This is a genomic window from Crenalkalicoccus roseus, from assembly GCF_004761865.1.
In the GTDB taxonomy this organism is placed as follows: domain Bacteria; phylum Pseudomonadota; class Alphaproteobacteria; order Acetobacterales; family Acetobacteraceae; genus Crenalkalicoccus; species Crenalkalicoccus roseus.
The window spans coordinates 20907-44963 of the sequence record NZ_SJDM01000007.1 but is presented as its reverse complement, the minus strand read 5'-3'; the positions used below and the strand labels follow the sequence as shown (position 1 = coordinate 44963).

General features: G+C 72.5%; 20 protein-coding genes. 9 read left to right on the top strand and 11 right to left on the bottom strand.

The features are described 5' to 3' along the window. The first annotated feature begins 1 nt into the window (after position 1). Positions 2–901, top strand: coding sequence for a carbon-nitrogen hydrolase family protein (locus ET526_RS08290; RefSeq protein ID WP_135467221.1), 900 nt, complete (start codon positions 2–4; stop codon positions 899–901). A gap of 10 nt (positions 902–911) precedes the next feature. Continuing rightward, entirely contained in the window at positions 912–2063 is a 1152-nt protein-coding gene (gene lpxB, locus ET526_RS08285) for a lipid-A-disaccharide synthase (RefSeq protein ID WP_135467220.1), read from the top strand. Between the two features lie 137 nt (positions 2064–2200). On the opposite strand, the gene ET526_RS08280 is transcribed toward lpxB, so the two are convergent. Next, on the bottom strand, positions 2201–3145 hold the full coding sequence (locus tag ET526_RS08280; RefSeq protein ID WP_135467219.1) for a Gfo/Idh/MocA family protein: 945 nt from the start codon (positions 3143–3145) through the stop codon (positions 2201–2203). Between the two features lie 131 nt (positions 3146–3276). Here ET526_RS08280 and secD point away from each other — a divergent pair, with 131 nt between their 5' ends. Both secD and ET526_RS08270 read left to right on the top strand, forming a co-directional pair. Further along, the gene (gene secD / locus ET526_RS08275; protein WP_135467218.1) at positions 3277–5844 is read left to right on the top strand and encodes a protein translocase subunit SecD; all 2568 of its coding nucleotides are present in this window, start codon (positions 3277–3279) and stop codon (positions 5842–5844) included. 10 nt (positions 5845–5854) lie between these two features. Continuing rightward, complete coding sequence (locus ET526_RS08270) at positions 5855–6796, top strand: tripartite tricarboxylate transporter substrate-binding protein (RefSeq protein ID WP_135467217.1); 942 nt, start codon at positions 5855–5857, stop codon at positions 6794–6796. 151 nt (positions 6797–6947) lie between these two features. Here ET526_RS08270 and ET526_RS08265 read toward each other — a convergent pair whose 3' ends face one another. The 8 genes from ET526_RS08265 to ET526_RS08230 all read right to left on the bottom strand — a co-directional run bounded on the left by ET526_RS08265 (position 6948) and on the right by ET526_RS08230 (position 16273). Continuing rightward, positions 6948–8117: an iron-containing alcohol dehydrogenase gene (locus tag ET526_RS08265; RefSeq protein ID WP_135467216.1), complete on the bottom strand. Its 1170-nt coding sequence runs from the start codon at positions 8115–8117 to the stop codon at positions 6948–6950. Positions 8118–8295: 178 nt separating this feature from the next. Further along, positions 8296–9420 carry an ABC transporter ATP-binding protein gene (locus ET526_RS08260; protein ID WP_135467215.1) on the bottom strand — a complete coding sequence of 375 codons (1125 nt, stop codon included), beginning with the start codon at positions 9418–9420 and terminating at the stop codon, positions 8296–8298. Further along, the gene (locus tag ET526_RS08255; RefSeq protein WP_135467214.1) at positions 9417–10406 is read right to left on the bottom strand and encodes an ABC transporter ATP-binding protein; all 990 of its coding nucleotides are present in this window, start codon (positions 10404–10406) and stop codon (positions 9417–9419) included. The genes ET526_RS08260 and ET526_RS08255 overlap by 4 nt, the downstream gene beginning before the upstream one ends. After that, the gene (locus ET526_RS08250) at positions 10406–11839 is read right to left on the bottom strand and encodes an amidohydrolase family protein (protein ID WP_135467213.1); all 1434 of its coding nucleotides are present in this window, start codon (positions 11837–11839) and stop codon (positions 10406–10408) included. Before ET526_RS08250 ends, ET526_RS08255 begins: the two co-directional genes overlap by 1 nt. Before the next feature lie 14 nt (positions 11840–11853). Continuing rightward, positions 11854–13446 (bottom strand): ABC transporter substrate-binding protein, encoded by a 1593-nt coding sequence (locus tag ET526_RS08245; protein ID WP_135467212.1) that lies wholly within the window; start codon positions 13444–13446, stop codon positions 11854–11856. 24 nt (positions 13447–13470) lie between these two features. Beyond that, the gene (locus ET526_RS08240; RefSeq protein WP_135467211.1) at positions 13471–14352 is read right to left on the bottom strand and encodes an ABC transporter permease; all 882 of its coding nucleotides are present in this window, start codon (positions 14350–14352) and stop codon (positions 13471–13473) included. Continuing rightward, a complete protein-coding gene (locus ET526_RS08235) occupies positions 14349–15329 on the bottom strand; it encodes an ABC transporter permease (protein WP_240048317.1) in 981 nt (326 codons plus the stop codon). The genes ET526_RS08240 and ET526_RS08235 overlap by 4 nt, the downstream gene beginning before the upstream one ends. A gap of 137 nt (positions 15330–15466) precedes the next feature. Further along, the gene (locus ET526_RS08230; protein WP_135467210.1) at positions 15467–16273 is read right to left on the bottom strand and encodes a class II aldolase/adducin family protein; all 807 of its coding nucleotides are present in this window, start codon (positions 16271–16273) and stop codon (positions 15467–15469) included. 158 nt (positions 16274–16431) lie between these two features. On the opposite strand from ET526_RS08230, the gene ET526_RS08225 reads away from it, so the two are divergent. Next, positions 16432–17751 carry an NAD(P)/FAD-dependent oxidoreductase gene (locus ET526_RS08225; protein WP_135467209.1) on the top strand — a complete coding sequence of 440 codons (1320 nt, stop codon included), beginning with the start codon at positions 16432–16434 and terminating at the stop codon, positions 17749–17751. Between the two features lie 52 nt (positions 17752–17803). On the opposite strand, the gene ET526_RS08220 is transcribed toward ET526_RS08225, so the two are convergent. Beyond that, complete coding sequence (locus ET526_RS08220; RefSeq protein WP_135467208.1) at positions 17804–19099, bottom strand: amidase; 1296 nt, start codon at positions 19097–19099, stop codon at positions 17804–17806. A 28-nt stretch (positions 19100–19127) separates the two neighbouring features. After that, a complete protein-coding gene (locus tag ET526_RS08215; protein WP_158295525.1) occupies positions 19128–20201 on the bottom strand; it encodes an LLM class flavin-dependent oxidoreductase in 1074 nt (357 codons plus the stop codon). Between the two features lie 377 nt (positions 20202–20578). Here ET526_RS08215 and ET526_RS22345 point away from each other — a divergent pair, with 377 nt between their 5' ends. From ET526_RS22345 to ET526_RS08195, 4 genes are read left to right on the top strand one after another with little or no spacing between them, the layout of a single operon-like run. Beyond that, positions 20579–21031, top strand: coding sequence for an ABC transporter substrate-binding protein (locus ET526_RS22345; protein ID WP_204623554.1), 453 nt, complete (start codon positions 20579–20581; stop codon positions 21029–21031). Then, positions 20932–22455: an ATP-binding cassette domain-containing protein gene (locus tag ET526_RS21690; RefSeq protein WP_204623552.1), complete on the top strand. Its 1524-nt coding sequence runs from the start codon at positions 20932–20934 to the stop codon at positions 22453–22455. The genes ET526_RS22345 and ET526_RS21690 overlap by 100 nt, the downstream gene beginning before the upstream one ends. After that, the gene (locus tag ET526_RS08200) at positions 22452–23168 is read left to right on the top strand and encodes an ABC transporter ATP-binding protein (protein WP_204623562.1); all 717 of its coding nucleotides are present in this window, start codon (positions 22452–22454) and stop codon (positions 23166–23168) included. The genes ET526_RS21690 and ET526_RS08200 overlap by 4 nt, the downstream gene beginning before the upstream one ends. A 22-nt stretch (positions 23169–23190) precedes the next feature. Next, positions 23191–24045 carry a branched-chain amino acid ABC transporter permease gene (locus ET526_RS08195; protein ID WP_135467205.1) on the top strand — a complete coding sequence of 285 codons (855 nt, stop codon included), beginning with the start codon at positions 23191–23193 and terminating at the stop codon, positions 24043–24045. Positions 24046–24057 lie beyond the last annotated feature (12 nt).

The window sequence follows — 24057 nt, the reverse complement described above, 5'->3', positions numbered from 1 at the left end:
GATGGCCCGCGCCGCCGCGCGCCCGCTCCGCCTGGGCCTGCTGCAATACCCGGTGGAGCGGCCGGAGGGCGTCGCCGCCTGGGCGGCGAAGCTCGACCGCTGGATCGCCGGCGCGGAAGGCCGCGCCGACCTGCTGGTGCTGCCGGAATACGCCTGCGTCGAGCTCGGCGCCGCCCTCGCCCCCACCGCCATGCCCGACGAGGCCGCGGAACTCGCCGCCATGGTCGGCGCGGCGGAGGCGGTGCTCGCCGCCATGCGCGAGGCGGCGCGGCGCCACCGCGTCTGGCTGCTGGCCGGCAGCCTGCCGGTGCGGGCCGGGGACGGGCGGGTGGTGAACCGCGCCCCGCTGCTGGACCCGGAGGGGCGCCTCGCCTTCCAGGACAAGCGCATGATGACGCGCTTCGAGCGCGAGCGCTGGGGCATCTCCGCCGGCGCCCCGCCGGCGGTGTTCGACACCCCCTGGGGGCGGATCGGCGTCTCCATCTGCTACGACGTGGAGTTCCCGAAGCACGTGCGCGCCCAGGTGGAGGCCGGCGCCTGGCTGGTGCTGGCCCCGGCCTGCACCGACACGATGCACGGCTTCAACCGGGTGCGCATCGCCGCCCAGGCGCGGGCGATGGAGAACCAGTGCTACGTCGCCATCACGCCGACGGTGGGCGAGGCGCCGTGGTCGGCGGCGCTCGACGTCAATCGCGGCTTCGCCGGCGTCTTCGGCCCGGTGGACCGCGGCTTCCCGGAGGACGGGGTGCTGGCCCGGGGCGCGCTGGACGCGCCGGGCTGGGTGTTCTGCACCCTCGATCCCGCGCGCATCGCCGCGGTGCGGGAGGGGGGCGCGGTGCGCAACCACCGCGACTGGCCGCACCAGCCCTTTCCGCCGCCCCTGCCGGCCGAATTCGCCTGAGGCGTCGGCGGTGCTGGTCTGGATCTGCGCCGGGGAGGCTTCGGGCGACATCCTCGGCGCCCGGCTGATGGCCGCGCTGCGCCAGCGCCGCCCGGAGATCGCCTTTGCCGGGGTCGGCGGGGAGCGCATGGCGGAGCAGGGCCTCGCCAGCCTGTTCCCGATGCGGGAGCTGGCGCTGATGGGGCTGCTGGAGGTGCTGCCGAACCTCCGCCGCCTGGCCCGGCGGATGCGCGAGGCCGAGGCGGACATCCTCGCCCGCCGCCCGGCGGTGCTCGTCACCATCGACGCGCCGAGCTTCACCCTGCGCCTCGCCGGGCGGGTGCGGCCGGCGGGGGTGAAGGTGGTGCACTACGTTGCGCCGCAGCTCTGGGCCTGGCGCCCGGGCCGGGTGCGCAGGCTGGCGGAGCGGGTGGACCGCATTCTCGCCCTCCTGCCCTTCGAGCCCCCCTTCTTCGAAGCGGCCGGGATCCCCGTCAGCTTCGTCGGCCATCCGGTGCTGGAGAGCGGCGCCGACGCCGGCGACGCCGCCCGCTTCCACGCCCGGCACGGGATCGGGGAGGGAGAGCGCCCGGTCATCGTCATGCCCGGCAGCCGCCGGACCGAGGTGCGGCGGCTGCTCCCGGTGTTCGGGGCGGCGCTGCACCTGGCGGCGCGGCGGGCGCCGGGGCTCCGCCCGGTGGTGGCGGTGGGGGCGCTGGTGCGCGAGGCGGTGGAGGCCGCCGCCCGGGGCTGGCCCGCGGCGCCGATCCTGGTGACGGAGATGGCGGAGAAGCATGACGCCTTCGCCGCCGTGGCGGCGGGCGGCGGGGCGGGGCTGGTCAAGTCCGGCACCTCCAGTCTGGAGATGGCGCTGGCCGGCATCCCGCACGTGGTCGCCTACCGGGTCAACCCGTTGACCGCGGCGATCGTCCGCCGGCTGATCCGGGTGCCGCACGCCTCGCTGGTGAACCTGCTGGTGGAGCGGGAGGTGGTGCCGGAGCGGCTGCAGGAGGCCTGCACGCCGGAAGCGCTGGCCGAGGCGCTGCTGCGCCCGATGGAGGAGCCGTGCCTCGCCGTCGCCCAGCGCCTGGGCTTCGCCGAGGCGCTGGCGCGGCTGCGCCCGCCCGAGGGCGTGCCGAGCGCCGCCGCGGCGCAGGCGGTGCTGGAGGTGGCGGAGGGTTGAGCCCCCAGGGCTCGACCCCTTATGCCAAGCCTCGCGGCCCTGCGGGCGCGGGTCGCGCCCACCATGCCGGACAGCCGCACCACCAGAGAGGCTCGCGGCCCTGCGGGCGCGGGTCGCGCTTACTCCGGAATCCGGTATTACGATGCGCTCCCGGCGGCGATCGCCCGCTCCACGCGCAGCGCCGCGTCCAGCGCCCGCAGCCCGACCGTCGCATCCGCCTCCACCGGCGCGCCCTCGGCCACGCTGGCGAGGAAGGCGGCCTGCTCCGCCTCCAGGCTGTCATGCTCGACCCAGGTGCCGCGCTCCAGCCCCCAGCCGGGCATGGCGGCCACCTGCTCCCCCCCCTTCCCCGGCCGCAGCACCTCCAGACTGCGGGCGAGGAAGTCCACCCGCATCTCCCCCTCCGGCCCCAGCACCCGAAGGCGCCGCTCGAACCCGGCGCTGATCCGGCTGGCGGTCACCGTCGCCGCGGCACCGTTGGCGAAGCCAAGCTGCGCCACCGCGAAATCCGGGTGGCCGGACATCACCCGCGCCCCCACCGCCCGCACCTCGGCCAGCGGGGCGTCGGCCAGGGCCAGCACCAGGTCGAGGTCGTGGATCATCAGATCCAGCACCACCGAGACGTCCAGCGCGCGCGGCCGGAAGGGGGCGACGCGGGTCGCCTCGTAGGCGAGCGCGCCGCGCCCGGCGCCACTGTCGCGCAGCGCCCGGATGGCGGCGGAGTAGCGCTCGATATGGCCCACCTGCAGCACCAGGCCACGGGCCTGGGCGGCGGCGGCGATCTCCTCCGCCTCGGCCATGGTGGCGGCGAGCGGCTTCTCCACCAGCAGGTGGCGCCCGGCCGCGATCGCCCGCATCGCCAGGGCGTGGTGGAAGCGGGTCGGCGCCGCAACCACCACCGCCTCGCTGGCGGCGATCAGCGCCTCGGCACCGAGCGCCGGGACACCCAGCTCGGCTGCCACGGCGGCGGCGCGGGCGGGGTCGGTGTCGTGCACCCCGGCGAGGCAGCCCCGCGCGGCGAGCTTCAGCGCATGGAAGCGCCCGAAATGCCCCACCCCGAGAACGCCGATCCTGAGCCGCATCCGCCCCTTCCCGAACCGGGACCGGGCGGGGTCTAGCAGCCCGCCCGCGGGCTTGCATACCCGCCCCCCGGCGGTCACATTCCGGGCCTCTTTGCAAGGGGGGCCGCCCCCCTGAGGGTGGACAAGCCTCCATGATGTTCTTCCCGCGCTGGAAGTCGGCCACGATCCTCGCCATCGTGCTGATCGGGGCGCTCTTCGCCCTGCCGAACCTGTTCCCGCGTGCCGACCTGCCGAGCTGGGCGCGCACCTTCTCCCTTGGCCTCGACCTCCGCGGCGGCTCCTACCTGCTGCTCGAGGTGGACACCGAGGCGGTGGTGCGCGAGCGGCTCGACAGTATCGCCGACGGCACCCGCACCCGGCTGCGCGCCGCCAACATCGGCTATGTGAACCTGTCCACCGACCCGGCCGCGCGCCGCGCCTCCTTCCGGGTGCGCGACCCCGCCCAGGCGCAGGAGGCGGTGCGGCTGGTGCGCGAACTCGCCAACCCTATCCCGACCGGCATGGGCGGCTCGGTGCCCGACCTCGAGGTGAGCGCCGCCCCCGACGGCACCATCACCGCGACGCTGACCGAGGCCGGGCTGCGCGCCAAGGCGACCAACGCCGTCGAGCAGTCCATCGAGATCGTCCGCCGCCGCATCGACGAGACCGGGGTGGTGGAGCCCCTGATCGCGCGGCAGGGGCAGAACCGCATCCTGGTGCAGCTTCCGGGCGTGGACGATCCGGACCGGATCAAGCAGCTCCTGGGCCGGACCGCCCGGATGACCTTCCACCTGCTGGACGAGACGGCGAATCCCATGGCGGCCACCCCGCCGCCCGGGGTGATGTTCCTCCCCGGCGAGCGGGGCGAGGAGCGCTACGCCGTCCGCCGGCGGGTGGAGGTGGACGGGGCCAACCTCACTGATGCCCGCGCCGGGCAGGACCCCCGCACCGGCGAATGGGTGGTGAATTTCGCCTTCGACTCGATCGGCACCCGCCGCTTCGCCGAGGTGACGCGGCAGAATGTCGGCCGCCCCTTCGCCATCGTGCTGGACGAGCGGGTGATCACCGCGCCGGTGATCCGCGAGCCGATCACCGGCGGACGCGGGCAGATCAGCGGCCAGTTCACCGTCCGCACCGCCAACGACCTCGCCGTGCTGCTGCGCGCCGGCGCCCTGCCGGCGCCGCTGACGGTGGTGGAGGAGCGTACGGTCGGGCCGGAACTCGGGGCGGACGCGATCCGCGCCGGCATGATCACCCTCGCGGTCGGCGCCAGCCTGGTGCTGCTCTACATGGGCTTCGCCTACGGCCTGTTCGGCTGGTTCGCCAACCTCGCGCTGGTGGTGAACATCGTGCTGCTGATGGCGGCGCTCTCCCTTTTGGAGGCGACGCTGACGCTGCCCGGCATCGCCGGCATCGTGCTCACCCTGGGCACGGCGGTGGACGCCAACATCCTGATCAACGAACGGATCCGTGAGGAGGTGAGGAACGGTCGACCGCCGGTCAGCGCGCTGGAGGCCGGCTTCACCCGCGCCCGCGGCACCATCATCGACAGCAACCTGACCAACCTGATCGCCATGGCCTGCCTCTACGCCTTCGGCAGCGGGCCGATCCGCGGCTTCGCGGTGACGGTGGCGATCGGCACCATCATCCAGATGTGGACCGCGACCACGCTGGTGCGGCTGATGGTCTCCACCTGGTACCGCTGGAAGCGGCCGAAGGAGCTGCCGGTGGCCGGCACCGGGCGTGGCCTGTTCGGCCGGCTCGCCCGGCCGCTGTTCCGGGTGGTGCCGGACGGCACCCGCATCCCCTTCATGCGCGGGGCGCGGATCGGCATCCTGGTCTCGGCGGTCATCTCCACCGCCGCGGTCATCGGCGCGATCTATCCGGGCCTCGAGAAGGGCATCGACTTCCGCGGCGGCATCATCATGGAGGTGCGCACGCCCGACCGCGCCGACCTGGCGCGGATGCGGGCGGCGACCGCGGGGCTCGGCCTCGGCGAGGTGGGGCTGCAGGAATTCGGCGACCCCCATACCGTGCTGGTCCGCCTGCCCGTCCAGGCGGAGGAAGCCGGCACTCAGCAGGCGGTCAGCGCCGTGCGGACGGCGCTGGAGGAGGTGGCGCCCGGCGCCCGCATCCTGCGCGTCGAGGCGGTGGGCAACCGCGTGTCAGACGAGCTGTTCCGCGGCGGCATGATCGCCCTCGGCCTCTCCTTCCTGGCGATGCTGCTCTACATCTGGTTCCGCTTCGAGTGGCAGTTCGCCGTCGCCGCCATCATCACCCTGACGCTCGACACCACCAAGGCGGTCGGCTTCATGGTGCTGACCGGGATCGAGTTCAACCTGGCCACGGTCGCGGCCATCCTCACCATCATCGGCTTCACGGTGAACGACAAGGTGGTGGTGTTCGACCGGATGCGGGAGAACCTGCGCAAGTACAAACAGATGCCGCTGCGGGAGCTGGTAGACCTCTCGATCAACGAGACGCTGAACCGCACCGTCGGCACCTCGATGACGCTGCTGCTCTGCTCGGTGCCGCTGGCGCTGTTCGGCGGGCCGGCGCTGGCGGGCTTCGCCTGGGTGATGACCTTCGGCGTCATCGTCGGCACCTCCTCCTCCATCTTCATCGCGGCGCCGATCGTGCTGTTCACCGGCAAGGACCGGCTGCGCCGCGGCGAGCCGGCGGCGCCGCAGCCGAAGAGCGGGGCGACCGCCCAGGTCTGAGCGGGGACGGATGCTTCCGGGCCGGCGCTGCCTCGGCGTCGCTCTCGCCGCCCTGCTCGCGCCTCCCGTCGCGGCGGGGCGGCCCGATCGGGCGACGCTACTGGTCCCGGCCGCGCCCGGCAGCGGCCCGGATCGCTGGGCCCGCGGCTTCGCCCCGTTCCTGGAGCGGCATTGGCCGCGCAACACGATCAGGGTGGCGAACCTGCCGGGAGAGGGCGGCCTCGCCGCCATCCGCGCCCTGCTTGCCGCGCCGCCGGAGGAGCGGCTGATCCTGGCCGTGAACACGCCGCTCCTGCTCGCCCGCGCGGTGGAGCGGGGGGAGGCCGGCCTGCTCGGGCGGCTCGCCTTCCTCGGCGCGGTGGCCGAGGAAGCGGTGCTGCTGCTGGCCCACCCCGGCGCCGCCGAGAGCCTGGCCGCGCTGCGTGCCCTGGACGCGAGGGCGATCCTCGGCACCCCGCCGGCCGGCAGCGGCGCCCATCTGGCCGCGCTGGCCCTCGGCCGCGCGCTGCCGCTCGATCCCCTGCCCTTCCCCAGTGCCCCGGCGACCCGCCAGGCGGTGCTGGCGGGGCACGTCCCCTATGCGGTGATGGTGGCGTCCGAGGCGCTGGGCGCCCTGCGCGAGGGCCGGCTCTCCGCCATCGGAAGCACGGGCCTGCGGCGCAGCCCGCTCCTGCCCGACCTGCCCACGCTGCGGGAGCAGGGGCTGGACGTGGCGCTGCTGGTCCGCCGCGGCTTCGCCGCCGCCGCCGCTTCCCCGCCCCGGATGCAGGAGGCGCTGCGGCGGGCGCTGCGCGCGGCCGTCGCGGATCCGGAGTTCGAGGCGCAGGGGCAGGCCCTCGGCGTCCCGCCCGTCTTCCGCGACCAGCCGGAATGGGAGCCGATGCTGCGCGAGGAGCTCGCCTCGCTCGCGGCGCGCTGGCCGACCGACCCGTGGACCGAGCGCCGCGACTGACCGGCGGCTCCGAAGCCGGCCAAATCCGGCCGGAGCGTGGCGCTGGCGCCGTTCCCGCAGGCGCGGCCGAGCGGGAACGGCCGCGCCCGCTCGCCTCCGGCATGTGCGGTGCCGGTTCCCGGAACCGCGCCTCCAGCGGTGGCGGTCCGCCTCAGCCGTAGACGCGGCGGTACAGCGCGAGGATCTCCTCCTCGGTCGGCACGCGCGGATTGTTGGCCGGGCTGCCCGAGGCGATGGCCTGCTGCGCCATGACGGGCAGGCGCCGCTCCCACTCGTCGGCGGCGATGCCGTAGCCGCGCGGGGTCGGGACCTGCAGCTCCTGGTTCAGCGCGCGCAGCTCCTCGAGCAGCTTCGCCCCGGCGAGCTGGTCGGCATCCTCGCGCCGCGCCACGCCGATGGCGCGCGCCGCCTCGGCATAGCGGGGAAGCGCGGCGTTCAGGCTGAACTCGGTCACCGCCGGCAGCAGCATGGCGTTGGACAGACCGTGCGGCACGTGGAAATGCGCCCCGATCGGCCGCGACATCCCGTGCACCAGCGCGACCGAGCTGTTGGAGAAGGCGAGTCCCGCCTGCATGGCGCCGAGCATCATCGCCTCCCGCGCCGCGGCGTCGCGCGGATGATGGAAGGCCCGGCGCAGGCTGGACCCGATCAGCCGCATGGCGGAGAGCGCCAGGCTGTCCGCGTGCGGGTTGGCGCGCTTCGAGACATAGGCCTCCAGCGCGTGGGTCAGGCTGTCTATGCCGGTATCGGCGGTGATGCGGGGCGGGACGGTGTAGGTCAGCTCGAAATCCACGAGCGCCGCGAGCGGCAGGGCGCCGAGCCCCGCGATCAGCATCTTCTCCTCGGTCTCGGTATCGGTCACCACGGTGAATCGGGTGGCCTCGCTGCCGGTGCCCGCGGTGGTAGGGATGCAGATCACCGGCAGCTTCGCCGCATCCGCCTGGGCCGGCACCTTGAACTGGCGCATCTTCGTCCCCGGCGGGGCGGCGGCGAGGATCGCCATTGCCTTCGCCGTGTCCATGGGGCTGCCGCCGCCGAAGCCGATCAGACAGTCGAACGCGCCGGAGAGCAGGATGGCGACGCCGGCCTCCACCACCGTGTCGGTCGGGTCCGGCACGGTGTCGGAGAACACCTGCGCGGCGATGCCCGCCTTGCGCAGGGGCGCGAGGCAGCGCTCGATGGTGCCGGAAGACACCATCCAGGGATCGGTCACCACCAGCGGGCGCGAGAGGCCGAACGTCGCCAGCACCTCCGCCACCTGGTTGACCGCACCGCCGCCGATCCGCATCAGCCGCGGCGAGACGATCTGCGCCACTGTCATGCGCCTTCCTCCCGATTCGGGCAGAGATTAGGGGGCGGGCCGCGTGGCCGCCACTGCGACGGGGCGGCCCTTCGCCTGGAGCGCTCTCCGTCCGCCTTGGCTCGCGGCGGATGAGGCGGCTCCGTGATGCGCGAGCATCTTGACCCGTTCGGGCGACGCGACCGGAACGGAATGCGCCCTACACCGAAGCCGCCGCGGGCCGCCCGGCGCTGGCGAAGAGAGCGAGGCGCCGCGCCGCGGCCGGCGTCAGCCCCCCGGAAAAGTCGAGGCCGGCCGGTGGCAGTTCCCGGGCGAAGTGGCAGGCGCTGCGATGGCCGGGGGCGACCTCGACCGCTGGCGGCTCCCGCTCCCGGCAGATCGCCGCGGCGTGGGGACAGCGCGTATGGAAGCGGCATCCCGGCGGCGGGTTCATCGGGCTTGGCACGTCGCCGCCAAGGGGCTTCACGCGCCCGCGCCGTGCCGGATCCGGGTGCGGAATGGCGGAGAGGAGGGCACGCGTGTAGGGGTGGCGCGGATCGGCGAAGAGCGCGCGCTTGTCCGCGATCTCCACGATCCGGCCGAGATACATCACCGCCACGCGGTCCGCCATGTGCTTCACCACGGCGAGGTCGTGGGCGATGAACAGGTAGGCGAGGCCGAACCGCGCCTGCAGGTCCTTCAGCAGGTTCACCACCTGCGCCTGGATCGAGACGTCGAGCGCCGAGACGGGCTCGTCGCAGACGATCAGCTCCGGCTGCACGGACAGCGCGCGCGCGATGCCGATACGCTGGCGCTGGCCGCCGCTGAACTCGTGCGGATAGCGCTCCGCGTGGAAGGAGGCGAGGCCGACCAGGCCGAGCAGCTCCCGCACCCGCGCCGCGCGCGAGGCGGCGTCGCCGATGCCGTGCACGAGCATCGGCTCCGCGATCGCCTCGCCGACGGTCAGGCGCGGGTTCAGGGAGGCGTAGGGGTCCTGGAAGATGATCTGCATCCGCCGACGCATGCGGCGCAGCGACGCGCCGGAGAGGGCGGTGATGTCCTCTCCGTCGAAGCGCAGCGCGCCGCGAGAGGGCTCGATCAGCCGCAGCACCAGGCGCGCAGTGGTGGACTTGCCGCATCCGGATTCGCCGACCAGCGCCAGCGTCTCGCCGCGCCTCAGGTGGAAGGAAACACCATCCACCGCCCGTACCGTGCCGACCTGCCGCGCCAGGATCAGCCCGCGGCGCACCGGCCAATGCTTGGCGAGATCCTCCACCTCCAGCAGCGGCGATGCGCCCTCGTGCCCGGCGCGCTCGGGTGCCGTCAGGATCTCGGCTGCGCTCATGCCGCCACCGACTGTTCGACGGGTGCGCGGATGCAGGCGGCGAGATGGCCGGGCGCGATCTCCTCCAGGGCGGGCGGAGCCATGCGGCAGGCCTCGATGGCGAAGGGGCAGCGCGGATGGAAGCGGCACCCTTTCGGCAGGGCGAAGGGTGGCGGGACCACGCCCTCGATCGCCAGCAGCCGCTCCCGCTCCTCGTCGAGCCGCGGCACGGAGCCGAGCAGGCCGAGGGTGTAGGGGTGCTGCGGGTCCTCGAACAGCGCCCGGGCGGCGGCACGCTCGACCACGCGGCCGGCATACATCACCGCGACCTCGTCCGCCATCTCGGCCACCACGCCGAGATCATGGGTGATGAGGATGATGGACATGCCGGTTTCCGCCTGCAACTCGCGCAGCAGGTCGAGGATCTGCGCCTGCACGGTGACGTCGAGCGCCGTGGTCGGCTCGTCGGCGATCAGCAGGCGCGGGCTGCAGGCGAGGGCCATCGCGATCATGACCCGCTGGCGCATCCCGCCCGAAAGCTGGTGCGGATACTCCTCGAAGCGGCGTTCGGGTGCCGGTATGCGCACGCGCCGCAGCGCCTCGATCGCCCGCTCCTTCAGCGCGGCTGCGGAGGCGCCGGGGTCGTGCGCGCGCATCGCCTCGACGATCTGCGCGCCCACGCTGTGCACCGGGTTCAGCGAGGTCATCGGCTCCTGGAAGATCATCGCCACCCGGCTGCCGCGCACCTGGCGCATCTGCTCCATCGGCAGGGCGAGCAGGTCGCGCCCCTCAAGCCACACATGGCCCGCGGCGACGCGCCCGGGCGGCGGCACCAGGCGCATGACGGAAAGCGAGAGAACGGACTTGCCGCAGCCGCTCTCCCCGACCACGCCGAGGGTGCGGCCGCGCGGCACCTCGAGATCCACCCCGTCCACGGCGGCGAACTCGCCGCCCGGAATGCGGAAGACCGTCCTCAGGCCCTCGATGCGGAGAAGCGGCTCCCGCATCAGCGCCAGAGGAAGCTCGGCGGCGCGATCTTCTCGACCGGGCGGTGCGCCCAGTCGAGCTCCGGCACCCGGGCGGCGACGCGCTTCTGCGCCTCGTGCAGATGCGCAGCGGCGGCGCGGTAATCCATGGTCAGCACCTCGCCATCCTCGACGACCTTCCGCCCGTCCACATAGACCGCCTTCAGCGCCCGGTCGCCCGCGGCGTAGATGAGCGAGCGCACCGGGTCGCGGGCGGGGCGCATCATCGGGTGGGTGATGTCCACCAGCACGAAATCGGCGCGGCATCCCGGCGCGAGGCGGCCGATGTCGTCGCGCCCGAGCGCCTTGGCGCCACCGACGGTCGCCGCCTCGAACAGCTCGGTCGTGGTCAGGCTGCGCGGATCGTTGGCCTGCGTGCGCGCGAGATAGGCGGCAAGCCGCATCTCATCGAGCATGTTGTGCGGATAGGTGTCGGTGCCGACGCCCATGTTCACCCCGGCGCGCCTGTACCTGCCGAAATGCTTCATGGTGATGCCGCGGCGGGCGAAGACCGTCGGGCAATGGGCGACGGTGGTGCCGGTCTCCGCCAGGATCACAAGGTCGCGGTCGGTGTGCCAGGGCGTGGAGGGGTGGTGGTCGAGGAAGATGCCGTGGCCGATGATGGCGCGGCTGTCCAGCAGCCCCTGCTCGTGCAGCCAGCCGATCGGGGTGAAGCCGTGGCGGCGCGTGATCTCGTGGAACTCCACGACGGACTGCGCGGCGTGGATCTGCCAGGACAGGCCCCGGCGCCGTGCCTCGTCGCGGCTGTCCTTCAGGAGCTGGGGCGTGCAGGTGTCTATCTGCGCCGGCACCGCCATGCCGAACAGGCGTCCGCACGGGTGCTGCTCGGCGCGTTCGACCAGGGAGAAGGCCTCCGCCATCGCCTTCTCGCCCGCCTTCTCGTCCCAGGCATATTCGACCACATGGCCGTTCCGCGTGAACCAGCGCGCGGAACGGAACATCGGCGCGACGCAGACCCGCATGCCGCTTTCCGCCAGCAGGTCGAGCCAGCCGGGATGCGCCACGGAAAGGTCCGCCACCGTAGTGACGCCGGAGAGCAGAAGCTCGCTCAGCGCCACCCGCACGCAGTCATGCACCGCTTCCGGATCCGGGCGGAAGATCGGCAGGTACTCGTAGAGTGAGGAATTGTAGAGGCCGGGCGTGCCCACCTCGTCGGTGAAGCCCTTGTTCAGGGGCTCGCTCGAGGGATGGGAGTGGATGTTGACCAGGCCAGGCATGACCATGAGGCCGGCGCCCGGGATCTCCTCCCCCGCCGGGCCGCCGTAGCCGCGCCCGACGAAGGTGAGCTTCCCGTCCTCGAAGGCGAGGTCGGCGCCAGTCAGGTAGACATGCTGCCCGGCCGCCCCGTCCCAGGCCAGGACGACATCGGCGTTGCGTATGACGGTGGCCGCCATGTCACCCCCCCTCCTTAGCGCGTCAGCCGGATGTCGAGCCCCTTGTAGAGCCCGACGCCGTAGATGCCGTGCGCGCGCACGCCCTCCACGCGCTGCGAGGAGGCCACCCATATCTGGTCGCGCGCGATCGGCAGCCACACGTAGTTGCTGGCGATGATGCGCTGCGCCTCGGCGATGGCGCGCTGGCGCACCTCCGGGTCCACGGCCGTCCGCGCCTTGCGCAGCGCCTCGTCGGTCGCCGGATCGGCCCAGTTCATGCGGTTCGGTGTCGGCCTGTTCTGGCTGTCGAAATACAGCGAGAAGGCGTCCGTCGCGGTCACGTAAGGGTAGGACATGGTGAAGGCGTCGAACTCCTGAGTCGCCAGCCTGCCCCATCCCACTGTCGCGTCCCAGAGCTGGATGCGCATCTCGATGCCGACGCGGCGAAGATCCGCCTGGATCGCCTCCAGGCTCTGGCGCGCGATCTGGGTGTTGATGGCGTAGACCAGGAAGCTGGCCCGCTGGCCGTCCTTCACCCGCACATTGTCGGGCCCCATGCGCCAGCCGGCCTCATCCAGGGTGCGCCGGGCCGCATCGGGGTCGAAGCGGGGAACGAGCTTCGCCGCCTCCGCGTCGAAACCCTCGACATTGGGGTTGAGATAGGCGTCGGCGGGCTGTGCCTGGCCGAAGAACACGGCCCGCACGATCGCCTCGCGGTTCACGGCCTGGTTCACGGCGCGGCGGATCGCCGGGTCGCTCACCACCGGCTTGTCCACCTTGAAGCCGAGGAAATAGTCCCAGAAATAGTTCTCCTGGGTGGACATGCGCACATTCGGCATCTGCCGCATCTGCGGGATGGCGATGTGCGGGATGTACTGCGTGATGTCGGCCTGGCCGGTCTGCAGCGCGGCGATGCGGGTCTGGCTCTCCGGCACGATGCGCCAGATCACGCGCTCCACCTGCGGCCGCGGGTTCTGGTAGATCGGCGGTCCCCAGCTGTAGTTCGGGTGGCGCTGCAGCACCAGCTCCTGCCGCGGCGTCCAGCTTACCCAGCAATAGGGGCCAGTGCCGTTGAAGCCCTGCACACCGAAGTTATCGCCAAGCCGCTCCACCGCGTTGCGGTCCACGACCGAGGCGAAGAACAGGGTGAGCTGGTAGAGCAGCTCTCCAAAGGGCTCGTTCAGCTCGTACTCGACGGTGTGATCGTCCTTCGCGCGCACCTCCTTCACCGGGCCGGCGCGCCAGCGCACCGGGCTGCGCGTGGCGGGGTCGATCCACCGGTTGATGGAGTAGACGACGTCCTGCGCGGTCATCGGGCGGCCGTCGCAGAAGGTGACGTCGCGCCGCAGGTGGAAGGTGTAGAGCCTGCCGTCCTCGCTGACGTCCCACCGTTCGGCGAGGCCGGGGCGGATGGTCCGCATGTCGAAATCGAGGGAGACGAGCGTGTCGCTCATCATGTAGAGGCTCTCGCCGGCGCTGCGCGCGGTGGTGCGGTGCGGATCGAAGCGGTCGGCGTCGATCTCGCGCAGGATCACCAGCGTGTTCCGGGGCGCGGGCTGCGCCCAGGTGTCGGCGACCGGCGCCGCGACGGAGAGCGCCAGCAGCGCGGCGCCCAGCATCCTCTTCATGTCCTGGTCTCCCGGATCATTGTTCTAGACGCGAAGCCTCGGGTCGAGCGCGTCGCGCAGCGCGTCCCCCAGCACGTTGAAGGCGAGGACGATGGCGAAGATCACCACGCAGGGGATCACCGCGATGTGCGGCGCGAAGAACAGGAAGTTCCGCCCCTCGCTGGCCATGGCGCCGAGCTCCGGGGTCGGCGGCTGCGCGCCGAGTCCGAGGAAGGACAGGGCTGAGCCCAGCAGGATCACCTGTCCGAAGCGCAGCGTGCCGAACACGAAGATGGCCGAGAGGCAGTTGGGCGCGAGGTGGCGCCAGATCAGCCGGAAATCGGTCATGCCCGTGGCCCGCGCCGCCTCGATGTAGTCGAGGCGCATCACCACCAGCGCGCTGCTGCGGGCGATGCGCGCCATCAGCGGCACCGTAGCGATGGAGAGCGCCAGCACGACCGAGAAGATGCCCGGCCCGAAGATGGCGGCGATGGCCAGCCCAACCAGGATGGCCGGGAAGGACAGCATCATGTCCATCAGCCGCATGATCGGCCCGTCCAGCCAGCGCTGGTAGAAGGCGGCGAGGAAGCCGAGCAGGGCGCCGATGCTGCCCCCGAACGCCACCGCTGCCACGCCCATCAGCAGCGAGACACGCAGCCCGTAGAGCAGGCGGGTGATCATGTCTCGCCCCTGGCTGTCGGCGCCGAGCGGAAGGCCGGGGCTCCCTGGCGGCTGCATGGCGAGGGAGAGGTCGTTGTCGTAGGGATCGGTCGGCGCCAGCAGCGGCGCGAACACCGCGGCCAGTACGATCAGCACGGCAAAGACGAGGGCCACGGCGGCGCCAGGGTCGCGCAGCAGGCGCCGCAGCAGGCCGGCCCGCCTTGGCGGCCTGACCTCGGCGGCGGGCTGTGCGGTGGTGGCGCTCATGCGGCGCGAACCCTGGGATCAAGACCCGCGTAGAGCACGTCCACCAGCAGGTTGACGACAATGAAGCCGAGCGACAGCACGATGATCGCCCCCTGCGCCATTGGCAGGTCGGACGACAAGATCGCGCCCACGGCAAGCCGCCCCACGCCGGGCCAGGAAAAGACGGTCTCCGTCACCACCGCGCCGCCGAGCAGGAAGCCGATCTGCAGCCCGACCAGGGTGACCACCGGAATCAGCGCGTTGCGCAGCGCGTGGTGCAGCACCACCAGCCGCTCGCTCAGCCCCTTAGCGCGAGCCGTGCGCACGTGATCGGCCGAGAGCACGTCGAGCACCGAGGTGCGCGTCATGCGTGCCACCGGCCCGACGAAGACGCCGCCGAGCGTCAGCGCGGGCAGGATGATCGCCCGCAGCCCATCCGCCGTCCACAGTGGCCCACCGCGGCCGGTGAAGGGCAGGAGCTGCCACTTGAAGCCGACGAACCAGATCAGCACCAAGCCGACGAAGAACACCGGCACCGACACGCCCGCCACCGAGAAGGCCATGATCAGCCGGTCCGCGACCGAGCCGCGGTAATAGGCGGCGACAGTGCCGAGCAGGATGCCGAGCGGGATCGCCCAGATCAGGCTCGCCGCCATCAACTCGAGCGTCGGGCCGATCGTCGCCGCCAGTTCCTGCGTCACCGGCACGTTGTTGATGATGGAGACGCCGAGATCCCCATGCGCCAGCCGCCACAGATACAGGCCGAACTGCACGTAGAGGGGCCGATCCAGGCCGAGGTCGCGGCGGATCGCCTCGATCACGTCCGGGGTCGCCGTCGGGCCCGCACGCACCACCGCGGCATCGGTCGGCACCACCTGCATCAGCAGGAAGCCGATCAGGAGCACGCCGAACAGGACGGGAATGGCCAGCAGCAGGCGGTGCAGCGCATGGCGGAGCATCGCGGTGCGGTCGTCCTCCTTCGTCCCTGCCGCGGCCATGCGGCACCGCCGCGCCGGAGCGGCGCGATGCGGCCGGAAACCCGCCTCCCGCAAGGGTTCCCGCGGCTCGCGGCAGCCTCGCCCGCGCGCCGCGAAACGTCAACACACTTCGTCGGCGCCGGCGCGGGAAGCGGGCATCATGCCCTGTAGTCCGGCTGCTCGCGGTCGAGCTTGCGGCGCAGCGCCTGCCAGGGCAGCCAGCCTCGCGGCCCCTCCTCGGCATCGAACTGCGCCCGAGCCCGCTCCACCGTCGCCCGCGAGGGCAGGGCGAGCGGCGCGCCGGAGGCCTGGGCGGCAAGCTGGATGCGGCAGGCCTGCTCCAGATAGTACATCCAGTAGAAGGCCTCGGCGACGCTGCCTCCGACCGTCAGCAGGCCGTGGTGGCGCAGCACCATGCAGGGCCTGTCGCCGAGGTCGCGCACCAGCCGCTCGCGCTCCGAGAGGTTGTCGTCCGCGGCGATGCCCTCGTAGTCGTGCCAGGCGACGCGCCCCTCGAACTCCATGGAGATCTGGTTCAGCGGCAGCAGCCCGCCTTCCTGCGCCGCGACCGCCATGCCGGCGAGGGTGTGGGTGTGCATCACGCACATCGCGTCCGCGCGGCCGAGATGCACGGCGGAGTGGATGACGAAGCCGGCCGGGTTCACCGGCCAAGCGGTCGGCTGCGCCGGTGCCCCCGCGGCATCCACCACCACCAGGGAGGAGGCGGTGACCTCCTCGAACAGCAGGCCATAGGGGTTGACCAGGAAGCGATGCCCCGGCCCCGGCAGCCGCGCGGAGAGGTGGGTGAACACCAGGTCGGTCATCCCGAACAGGGCGAGCAGCCGGTAGGCGGCGGCGAGATCCTCGCGGATCTCGCGCTCCTCCGGCACGCGGCTCGGATCGGGCCGGACCGGCGGCGGCGGCAGGCCGGGACCGACATGCGGACCGGAGGTGAAGATGCGCATCGCAAACGCCTCCCATTCGCGGCGGAGGGCCCGGACCGGCCGCTCCCGCACCCCCGGCATGCTACCGCGCCGTGCCAGCGCGGCCACCCCCTTGCGGGGCGCGACGCTCCGCGTGAGGCTGGCGCAAAACACGACCGGAACGCCCGACGGGAGGCCCGATGTCCCACCCCCTCTTCGCCCCTGACTTCAAGGCACGTCCCTGGTGGTGGGAGGCGGCGGAACCGCCGGACCGCGACGCCCCCCTGCCCGACCGCACCGGCGTCGCCGTCGTCGGCGGCGGCTATGCCGGGCTCTCCGCGGCACTGACGCTGCGCCGCCTCGGCCACGAGGTGGCGGTGCTGGACGCGGAGCGGATCGGCTGGGGCGCCTCCTCGCGCAATGGCGGGCACGTCTCGGGCGGGCTGAAGGTGCCCGTGGCGGGGCTGGAGCGCGCCTTCGGCAGGGAGCGCGCACGGCAGATCGTGCTCGCCGCCGCGGCGAGCTTCCCCTTTCTCGAGGAGACCATCGCCCGCGAGGGCATCGCCTGCGACTATGTCCGCTGCGGCCGCTTCACCGCCGCCTGGTCGCGGCGACACTACGACGCGCTGGCCGCGCGCGCGGAATACCTGGCCGAGATCACTGGCATGCCGACCGAGATGGTGCCGAGATCCCGCCAGCGCGAGGTGCTGGGCAGCGACCACTACCACGGCGGCATGAAGGTCGCCGCCACCGGCAGCCTGCATCCCGGCAAGTACGCGCGCGGGCTGGCCGCGGCGGCGGAGCGCGCCGGCGCGACGCTGGTGGACCAGGTGCGCGTGCGGGGCATCGCGCCCGAAGGCAGCGGCTTCCGCCTGCGCACGGAGCGCGGCGAGCTTCGCGCCGACGCCGTGCTGGTGGCGACCAACGGCTACACCCTCGATCCGCGCGGCACGGCCCTGCCCTGGCTGGCGCGGCGGCTGATCCCGCTCAACTCCTATATCATCGCCACCGAGGAGCTGCCGGAGGGGATGATCGACCGCCTGTTTCCCGGGCGGCGCGTGATTAGCGACACCAAGCGGGTGCTGAACTACTTCCGTCCCAGCCCGGACGGGAAGCGGGTGCTCTGGGGCGGCCGGGCCAGCTTCCGCGCCGCGACGGCGGAGGACACCGCCCCCGCCCTGCACGGCTACATGGCCGAATGCTTCCCCGAGCTGCGCTCAGTGCGGATCACCCACGCCTGGACCGGCAACGTCGCCTTCACCTTCGACTGGCTGCCGCATATCGGCGTGCAGGAGGGCGTCCACTATGCCGCCGGCTGTCAGGGCAACGGCGTCGCCATGGCGACCTGGCTCGGCCACAACGCGGCGCTGAAGGTCGCGGGCGCGGCAAACGAGCGCTTCGCGCTCGACGGCCTGCCCTTTCCGACACGGCCGCTCTATTCGGGCGATCCCTCCTGGTTCCTGCCCCTGGTCGGCGGCTGGTACCGGCTGCGCGACCGCATGGACCGGCTTGCGGCATGACGGCTTCCGTGCCGAAGTGGCGCGCGGTTCCGTCCCGACGGGCAGGCCCCGCTCAGCCGAACACCGCGCGCTCCAGCCAGGCGGCAAGCTCCAGCAGGCGGCGGTCGCCGCCGCGCGGACCGACGAGCTGCAGCCCGATCGGCATTCCCGCCGGCCCCCTGGCGCCGGGGAGGGAAAGGCAGGGTACGTGCAGCAGCGTCCACAGGCCGCCGAACACGGCATTGCCGGTGAAGGCGAGGCCCTTCGGCGCCTCCCCCGCCGCCGCCGGGGTGATCAGCGCGTCGTACTCGGCGAACAGCGCGTCCATTTCGAGACGACAGCGCTCGCCGAGCCTGGCGGAGGCGCGGTAGAGTTCGACGCTGCACGCCTCGCCGTCGCGGATGCGTCCCTCCAGGATGTCGGCGGAGAGGCGGTCGCGGTGGCGGGTGGCCTCGAAGGCTAGGCTGCGCGCGCCCTCCCAGGCCGATACCCAGCGATGCGCGTCCGCGAGGCCCGCGAACGGCCTCGGCAGCACGCATTCCACCACCGTCGCGCCGGCCTTCTCCGCCGCCCGCGCCGCCTCGTCGAGCAAGGCGTGCACGCAGGGCTCCGCCTGATCCGCGAAGGGCGTGCGGCAGAGGCCGATCCGCGGCGCTGCGACATTGCCGGGCATGGGGGCGAGGAAGGGCGTCGCGGTCAGCACCGCGTGCAGCAGCGCGAGGTCGGGGACCGAGCGCGCATAGAGCCCGACCGTGTCCAGGCTGGCTGCGGTGAGCTGTATGCCCGCATAGCTGATCTCGCCCCAGCTCGGCTTGAAGCCGTGCACCCCGCAATAGGAGGCGGGGCGGATCACGCTCGCGGTGGTCTGGGTGCCGAGGGCGAGCGGCACGATCCCGGCCCCGACCGCCGCCGCCGAGCCGGAGGAGGAGCCGCCCGGCGTGCGCTCCGGATCATGCGGATTGGTGGTGGGGCCCGGTGCGCGGTTGGCGAACTCTGCCGTCACCGCCTTGCCGAAGACGATGCCGCCCGCCGCCCGCGCCAGCGCCACCACCGCCGCGTCGCGCCGCGGCACGTGCCCCGCATGGATCGGCGAGCCATAGGTCGTGGGCATGTCGGCGGTGTCGATCACGTCCTTCACGGCAAGCGGCACGCCGTGCAGCGCGCCGCGCCCGCCCGGCGCCTGCGCGTCGCGTCGCCTCGCCTGCGCACGCACCGCCCCAGCGTCGAGATGCGCGAAGGCGCGCAGCACCGGCTCGCGCGCGGCTGCCTGCGCCAGCAGCGCCTCGGCATAGTCGAGGGAGGAGAGGCGCCCTCGCCTGATCTGCCCCGCGGCCTCGATGGCCGTCAGGGCATGGAGCGGCCGGTCCATGCCGCCGCGCGAAGCCCGGCCGCGGCGCTCAGGCGGCCGCCGCCCGGCCGCCGAGACGGTCGAGGGGGCCGAGGCTGCGCTCCAGCAGCGGCCGCACCTCGGTGGCGAAGCGTTCCATGGAGCGGAGCGCCAGCGCCAGATCCGAACCGCCGGCCTGGAACTGCAGCAGGTAGTGGCAGGGCCGCGCGCGGCGGATCTCCTCCGCCATCCGCTCGGCGATCGTCTCCGCGTCGCCGACCAGCATGTGCCGCGCCATGTCCTCGAGGCTCATCTCCCCGCTCCATGGCTTCTCCATCAGCATGCCGCCCTGCATCACCTGCTCGCGGAAGCGCAGGCTCTGCGACAGGCGTATCTGGTAGCGGATGTTCTCGAGGAACGCCTCCGCCTCCGCCCTGCTGTCGGTGACGCAGAGGTGGCGCAGCGCGGCGAAGCGCATGCCGTCCGGGTCGCGCCCCTCGCCGCGCCAGATCTCGGCGAAGCGCTCCCGCGCCGTCGCCAGCATCTCCGCCGTGTAGTGGCGCGGCGTGACCATCACCGCGTATCCCTTGCGCGCGGCGAGGCGATGCAGCTCCCGGTTGTCGCCGGCCACCCAGACGTCGGGCATGCCCTGCACGGGGCGCGGCGCGATGTGGGTCTCCGGCAGGCGGTAGTGGCGCCCCTCGAAGCTGAAGGTCTCCTGCGCCATGGCCCGCTCGAGCATCTCCATGAACTCGATCACCTTGGGGGTGGAATCCCGCAGATCTTCGTGGAAGCGCTCGAATTCGTAAGGCTGGTAGCCGCTGCCGATGCCGAGGACGAGCCGGCCATGGGTGAGCGCATCCACCATGCCAATCTCGGCGAGCAGGCGCGCCGGCGCGTAGAGCGGAACGATGACCACGCCGGTGCCCAGGCGGATCCGCCGCGTCTCCCCCGCCAGGCGCGCCACCATCATCAGCGGCGAGGGACAGACGCAGTAGTTGGAGAAGTGGTGCTCGGCGAACCAGGAGATCTCGAAGCCTGCCTGTTCCGCCGCGCTTACCTGCGCCACCGTCTCGTCGTAGATCCGGTGGGTCGGGGTGCCCGGCATGCGATAGCCCATCAGGTTGAACTGGCCGAAATGCATCCTGGACGTCCTCGTTTTACGGGTCGGCGCCAGTTTCAGCGCTCCGCGCCTCCGGCTCAAGGCCGTGCTTAACGGCTGGCGGCCCGGCGTCCTTCTTGCGTCACGCAGCCGGAACACCGGCGGCCGGAGGGTGGCAGGCGCGGGATCTTCGCCTTCCGGACAGGCGAAAGGGAGTTCCAAGGCGATGCAGGGCAAGGGAACGACGCGGCGCGGCCTGCTGCAGGCGGGGGCGGGGATCGGCCTCGCGGCGACCGTGCCGGCACGGGCGCGAGCCCAGGGCCAGGCGGGTGGGCCGCCGCTGCGCGTCGGCATCATGACCGATCTCTCGGGCCCCTTCGCCGGCGCCGGCAGCCAGCCGCTGTTCTGGGGGCGGGGAGGTGGCGATCGGGCTGTTCAACGAAAGGGGCGGGGTGGACGGGCGGATGGTCCAGGCCGTCACCGCCGACAGCCAGAGCAAGGCCGACGTCGCCATCAACGAGGCCGAGCGCCTGCTCGGCCAGGAGGGGCTGGAGGTCGTCACCGGCATCTACTCCTCCGCCCACGCCGTGCCGCTGGCGCAGCGCTTCGAGGCGGCGCGCAGGATCATGTGGATCACCAGCGCCATCTCGGTCGCGGTGCTGAAGGACCGCAACCTGCGCTACGTGTTCCGCCCCACCGTCCATTCCGACCAGTACGGCGCGGCCTCGGTCGCCTTCGTGCACGAGCATGCGCAGGCGCGCCTCCGGAGCGGGTGCGCCTCGCCGCCATCTACGAGGACGGGCCCTACGGCACCGGTGTCGCCGCGGCGATCGAGGCCAATGCCCGGGCGCGCAACATGCCGCTGGTGCTGAAGGAGGGCTACGCCGCCACCGCGCCCGACCTCTCCACCCTGGTGACCAAGCTGCGGCGGGAGCGGCCGGACGTGATGCTGCATGTCGGCTACAACCCCGACATCACGCTGTTCCTGCGCCAGGCCAAGGCCGGCGGCCTGCGCTTCAAGGCGCTGATCGGCCACGGCGCCGGCTATGCGCAGATAGACCGCCTGACCGACACCTTCGGCAACGACGTGAACCACTTCTACAACGTGGACCCGGTGGGGACGCAGATGCTCGACTGGTCGCGGCTCGGGCCGGGCGTCGCGGATCTGGCGAAGGCCTTCGTCGAGCGCTATCAGGCCAAGCACCGGGTGCGCGACCTGCCCGCGCACGCCTCCATGGGCTTCAACAACACCTGGATCTTCCTCGAGCACGTGCTGAAGCCCGCCGTGCGCAAGACCGGCGACATGTCGCCCGATGCGCTGCGCGAGGCGGCGCTGGAGGTGGACATCCCGATCGGGGGCACCATCCAGGGATACGGGGGTGAAGTTCGCCCCGCCCGGCCATGCGATGGCGGGCCAGAACGAACGCGCCTTTCCCATGGTGATGCAGTTCGAGGATGGCAAGGGCTGCGTCGTGTGGCCGACCGAGATCGCCGCCGGCCCGCCGGTGCTGCCGCTGCCGTCCTCGAGCCCCTTCGCGGCCCGCTCGTGAGCGATGCGCCGCTGCTGGCCGTCGAGGGGCTGACCAAGCGCTTCGGCGGCTTCACCGCAGTGGACGGGGTCTCCTTCTCGGTGGCGAAGGGGGAGATTCTGGGGCTGCTCGGCCCGAACGGCTCGGGAAAGAGCACCACCTTCAAATGCATCGCGGGCATGCTGAAGCCCACGGCCGGCTCCGTCCGCTTCGAGGGACGGGAGATCGCCGGCCTCACCGCGGACGAGGTGTGCCGGCGCGGCATCGGCCGCACCTTCCAGATTCCCCGCCCGTTCCGCAACCTGTCGCTGCTGGAGAACGCCGTGCTCGCGGCGCATTACGGCGCCGGCGGGGCGATCGGCCGCGAGGAGGCCAAGGCGCGGGCGCGTGACGCGCTGCGCCTCGCCCAGCTTCCCGACGATCCGGGGGCCGGCGTGCACGGGCTTGGCGCCGCAGGCCTCAAGAAGCTGGAGCTGGCGCGCGCCCTCGCCACCCAGCCGCGCCTGCTGCTGGCCGACGAGTCCCTGGGCGGGCTGGACGCCGCCGAGATGCGGGCCGCGGCGCAGATGCTGAAGCGCATCCGGGACGAGCGCGGCATCACCATCGTCTGGGTCGAACACATCATGGGCGTGCTGCTCTCGGTCGTGGACCGCGTGGTGGTGCTCGACCACGGCGCGGTCATCTTCGAGGGCGCGCCGCAGGCCGCGCAGGAGGATGAGCGGGTGGCGGAGGTCTATCTCGGCCCGCCGGAGAGCCGCGCCGCATAAGCGCCACGCTGGCGCTCTCCGATGTCCACGCCGACTATGGCGACTTCCAGGCGCTGTTCGGCGTCGGGCTGCGGGTGACGCCGGGGGAGGCGGTGGGCGTGGTCGGGCCCAACGGCGCCGGCAAGACCACGCTGCTGCGCGTGATCTCGGGCCTGATCCGGCCGCGCGTCGGCACGCTGCGCTATGGCGGGGAGGACCTCACCACGGTTCCGCCGCACGAGCTGCCCGCCCTCGGCATCGCGCATGTTCCGGAAAACCGCCGCCTCTTTCCGCACCTGACGGTGGAGGAGAACCTGAAGGTCGGCGCCTATGCCAAGCGGGCGCGCCCGCATTTCGCCGCGCGGCGAGACCATGTCTACACCCTGTTCCCGCGCCTCAAGGAACGCCGCCACCAGCTCGCCGGCACGCTTTCGGGCGGCGAGCAGCAGATGTGCGCCATCGGCCGCGCGCTGATGTCGGGCCCGCGCATCCTGCTGCTCGACGAGCCTTCCGCCGGCCTCGCCCCCATCGTGGTGCGGCAGGTGTTCGAGCTGGTGCGGCACATCCGCCAGGAGGGGCTGACCGTGCTGATCGTGGAGCAGAACGTGGCGCAGGTGCTGCGCGTGGTGGACCGCGCCTACGTGCTGGAAACCGGGCGCGTCGCGGCCGAGGGCAGCGCCGCGGCGCTCGCCGCAGATCCGGCGATCCGCCGCAGCTATCTCGGCGTGCACTGAACTCCGCCGGCGAGGAGCGACGATGGATCCCTTCCTGCTCGAGGCCCTGCTGAACGGCGTGCTGCTCGGCGGCGTCTTCGCCCTTCCGGTGCTGGGGCTGAACCTGGTGTTCGGCGTGGTGGACGTGATCTGGCTCTGCTACGCGGAGCTGGTGATGGTCGGCATGTACACCGTCTGGTTCCTGCACACCCAGGCCGGCTGGCCGCTCGGCCTCGCCTTCGCGGTGTGCCTGCCGGCGATCGCGGTGCTCGGGCTGCTGCTGCATCTCCTGGTGGTGCGGCCGCTGCTCGGCCGGCCGCCGATCAACCAGGTGCTGGCCACGGGCGGCGTGCTGTTCGTGCTGCAGGGCTCGGCGACCCTGGTCTTCTCCACAGACTTCCGCAGCCTCGGCGTCGAGATGCCGCCGATGGAGATGGGCGAGGTGTTCGTCTCCGGCACCAAGCTCGCCGCCTTCGTCGCGGCGCTGCTCGGCGCGGCGGCGCTGTGGGCGTTCCTGAAGTTCACCTATGTCGGCACCGCCATCCGCGCCATCGCCCGCGACCGCGAGGTGATGCCGCTCATGGGCGTGGACCCCCGCCGGATCTACCTGATCGCATCCGCCGTCGGCGGCGCGCTGGCGGGGCTGGCGGCCTGCCTGCTGGTGGTGCAGCTCGACATGCATCCCTTCGTCGGCCTCTCCTTCGGTCCGATCACCTTCATGATCTGCGTCATGGGCGGCCTCGGCAACATGCTGGGCGGCTTCCTGGCGGCCTTCCTGATGGGGCTGATCGTCTCCACCGGGGGCTTCTGGTGGAACACCGAGATGTCCTACGTGGTCGCCTTCCTGTTCTTCATCCTGGTGATCTTCCTGAGGCCGCGGGGGCTGTTCGCGCGATGACGGAGGGAAGGA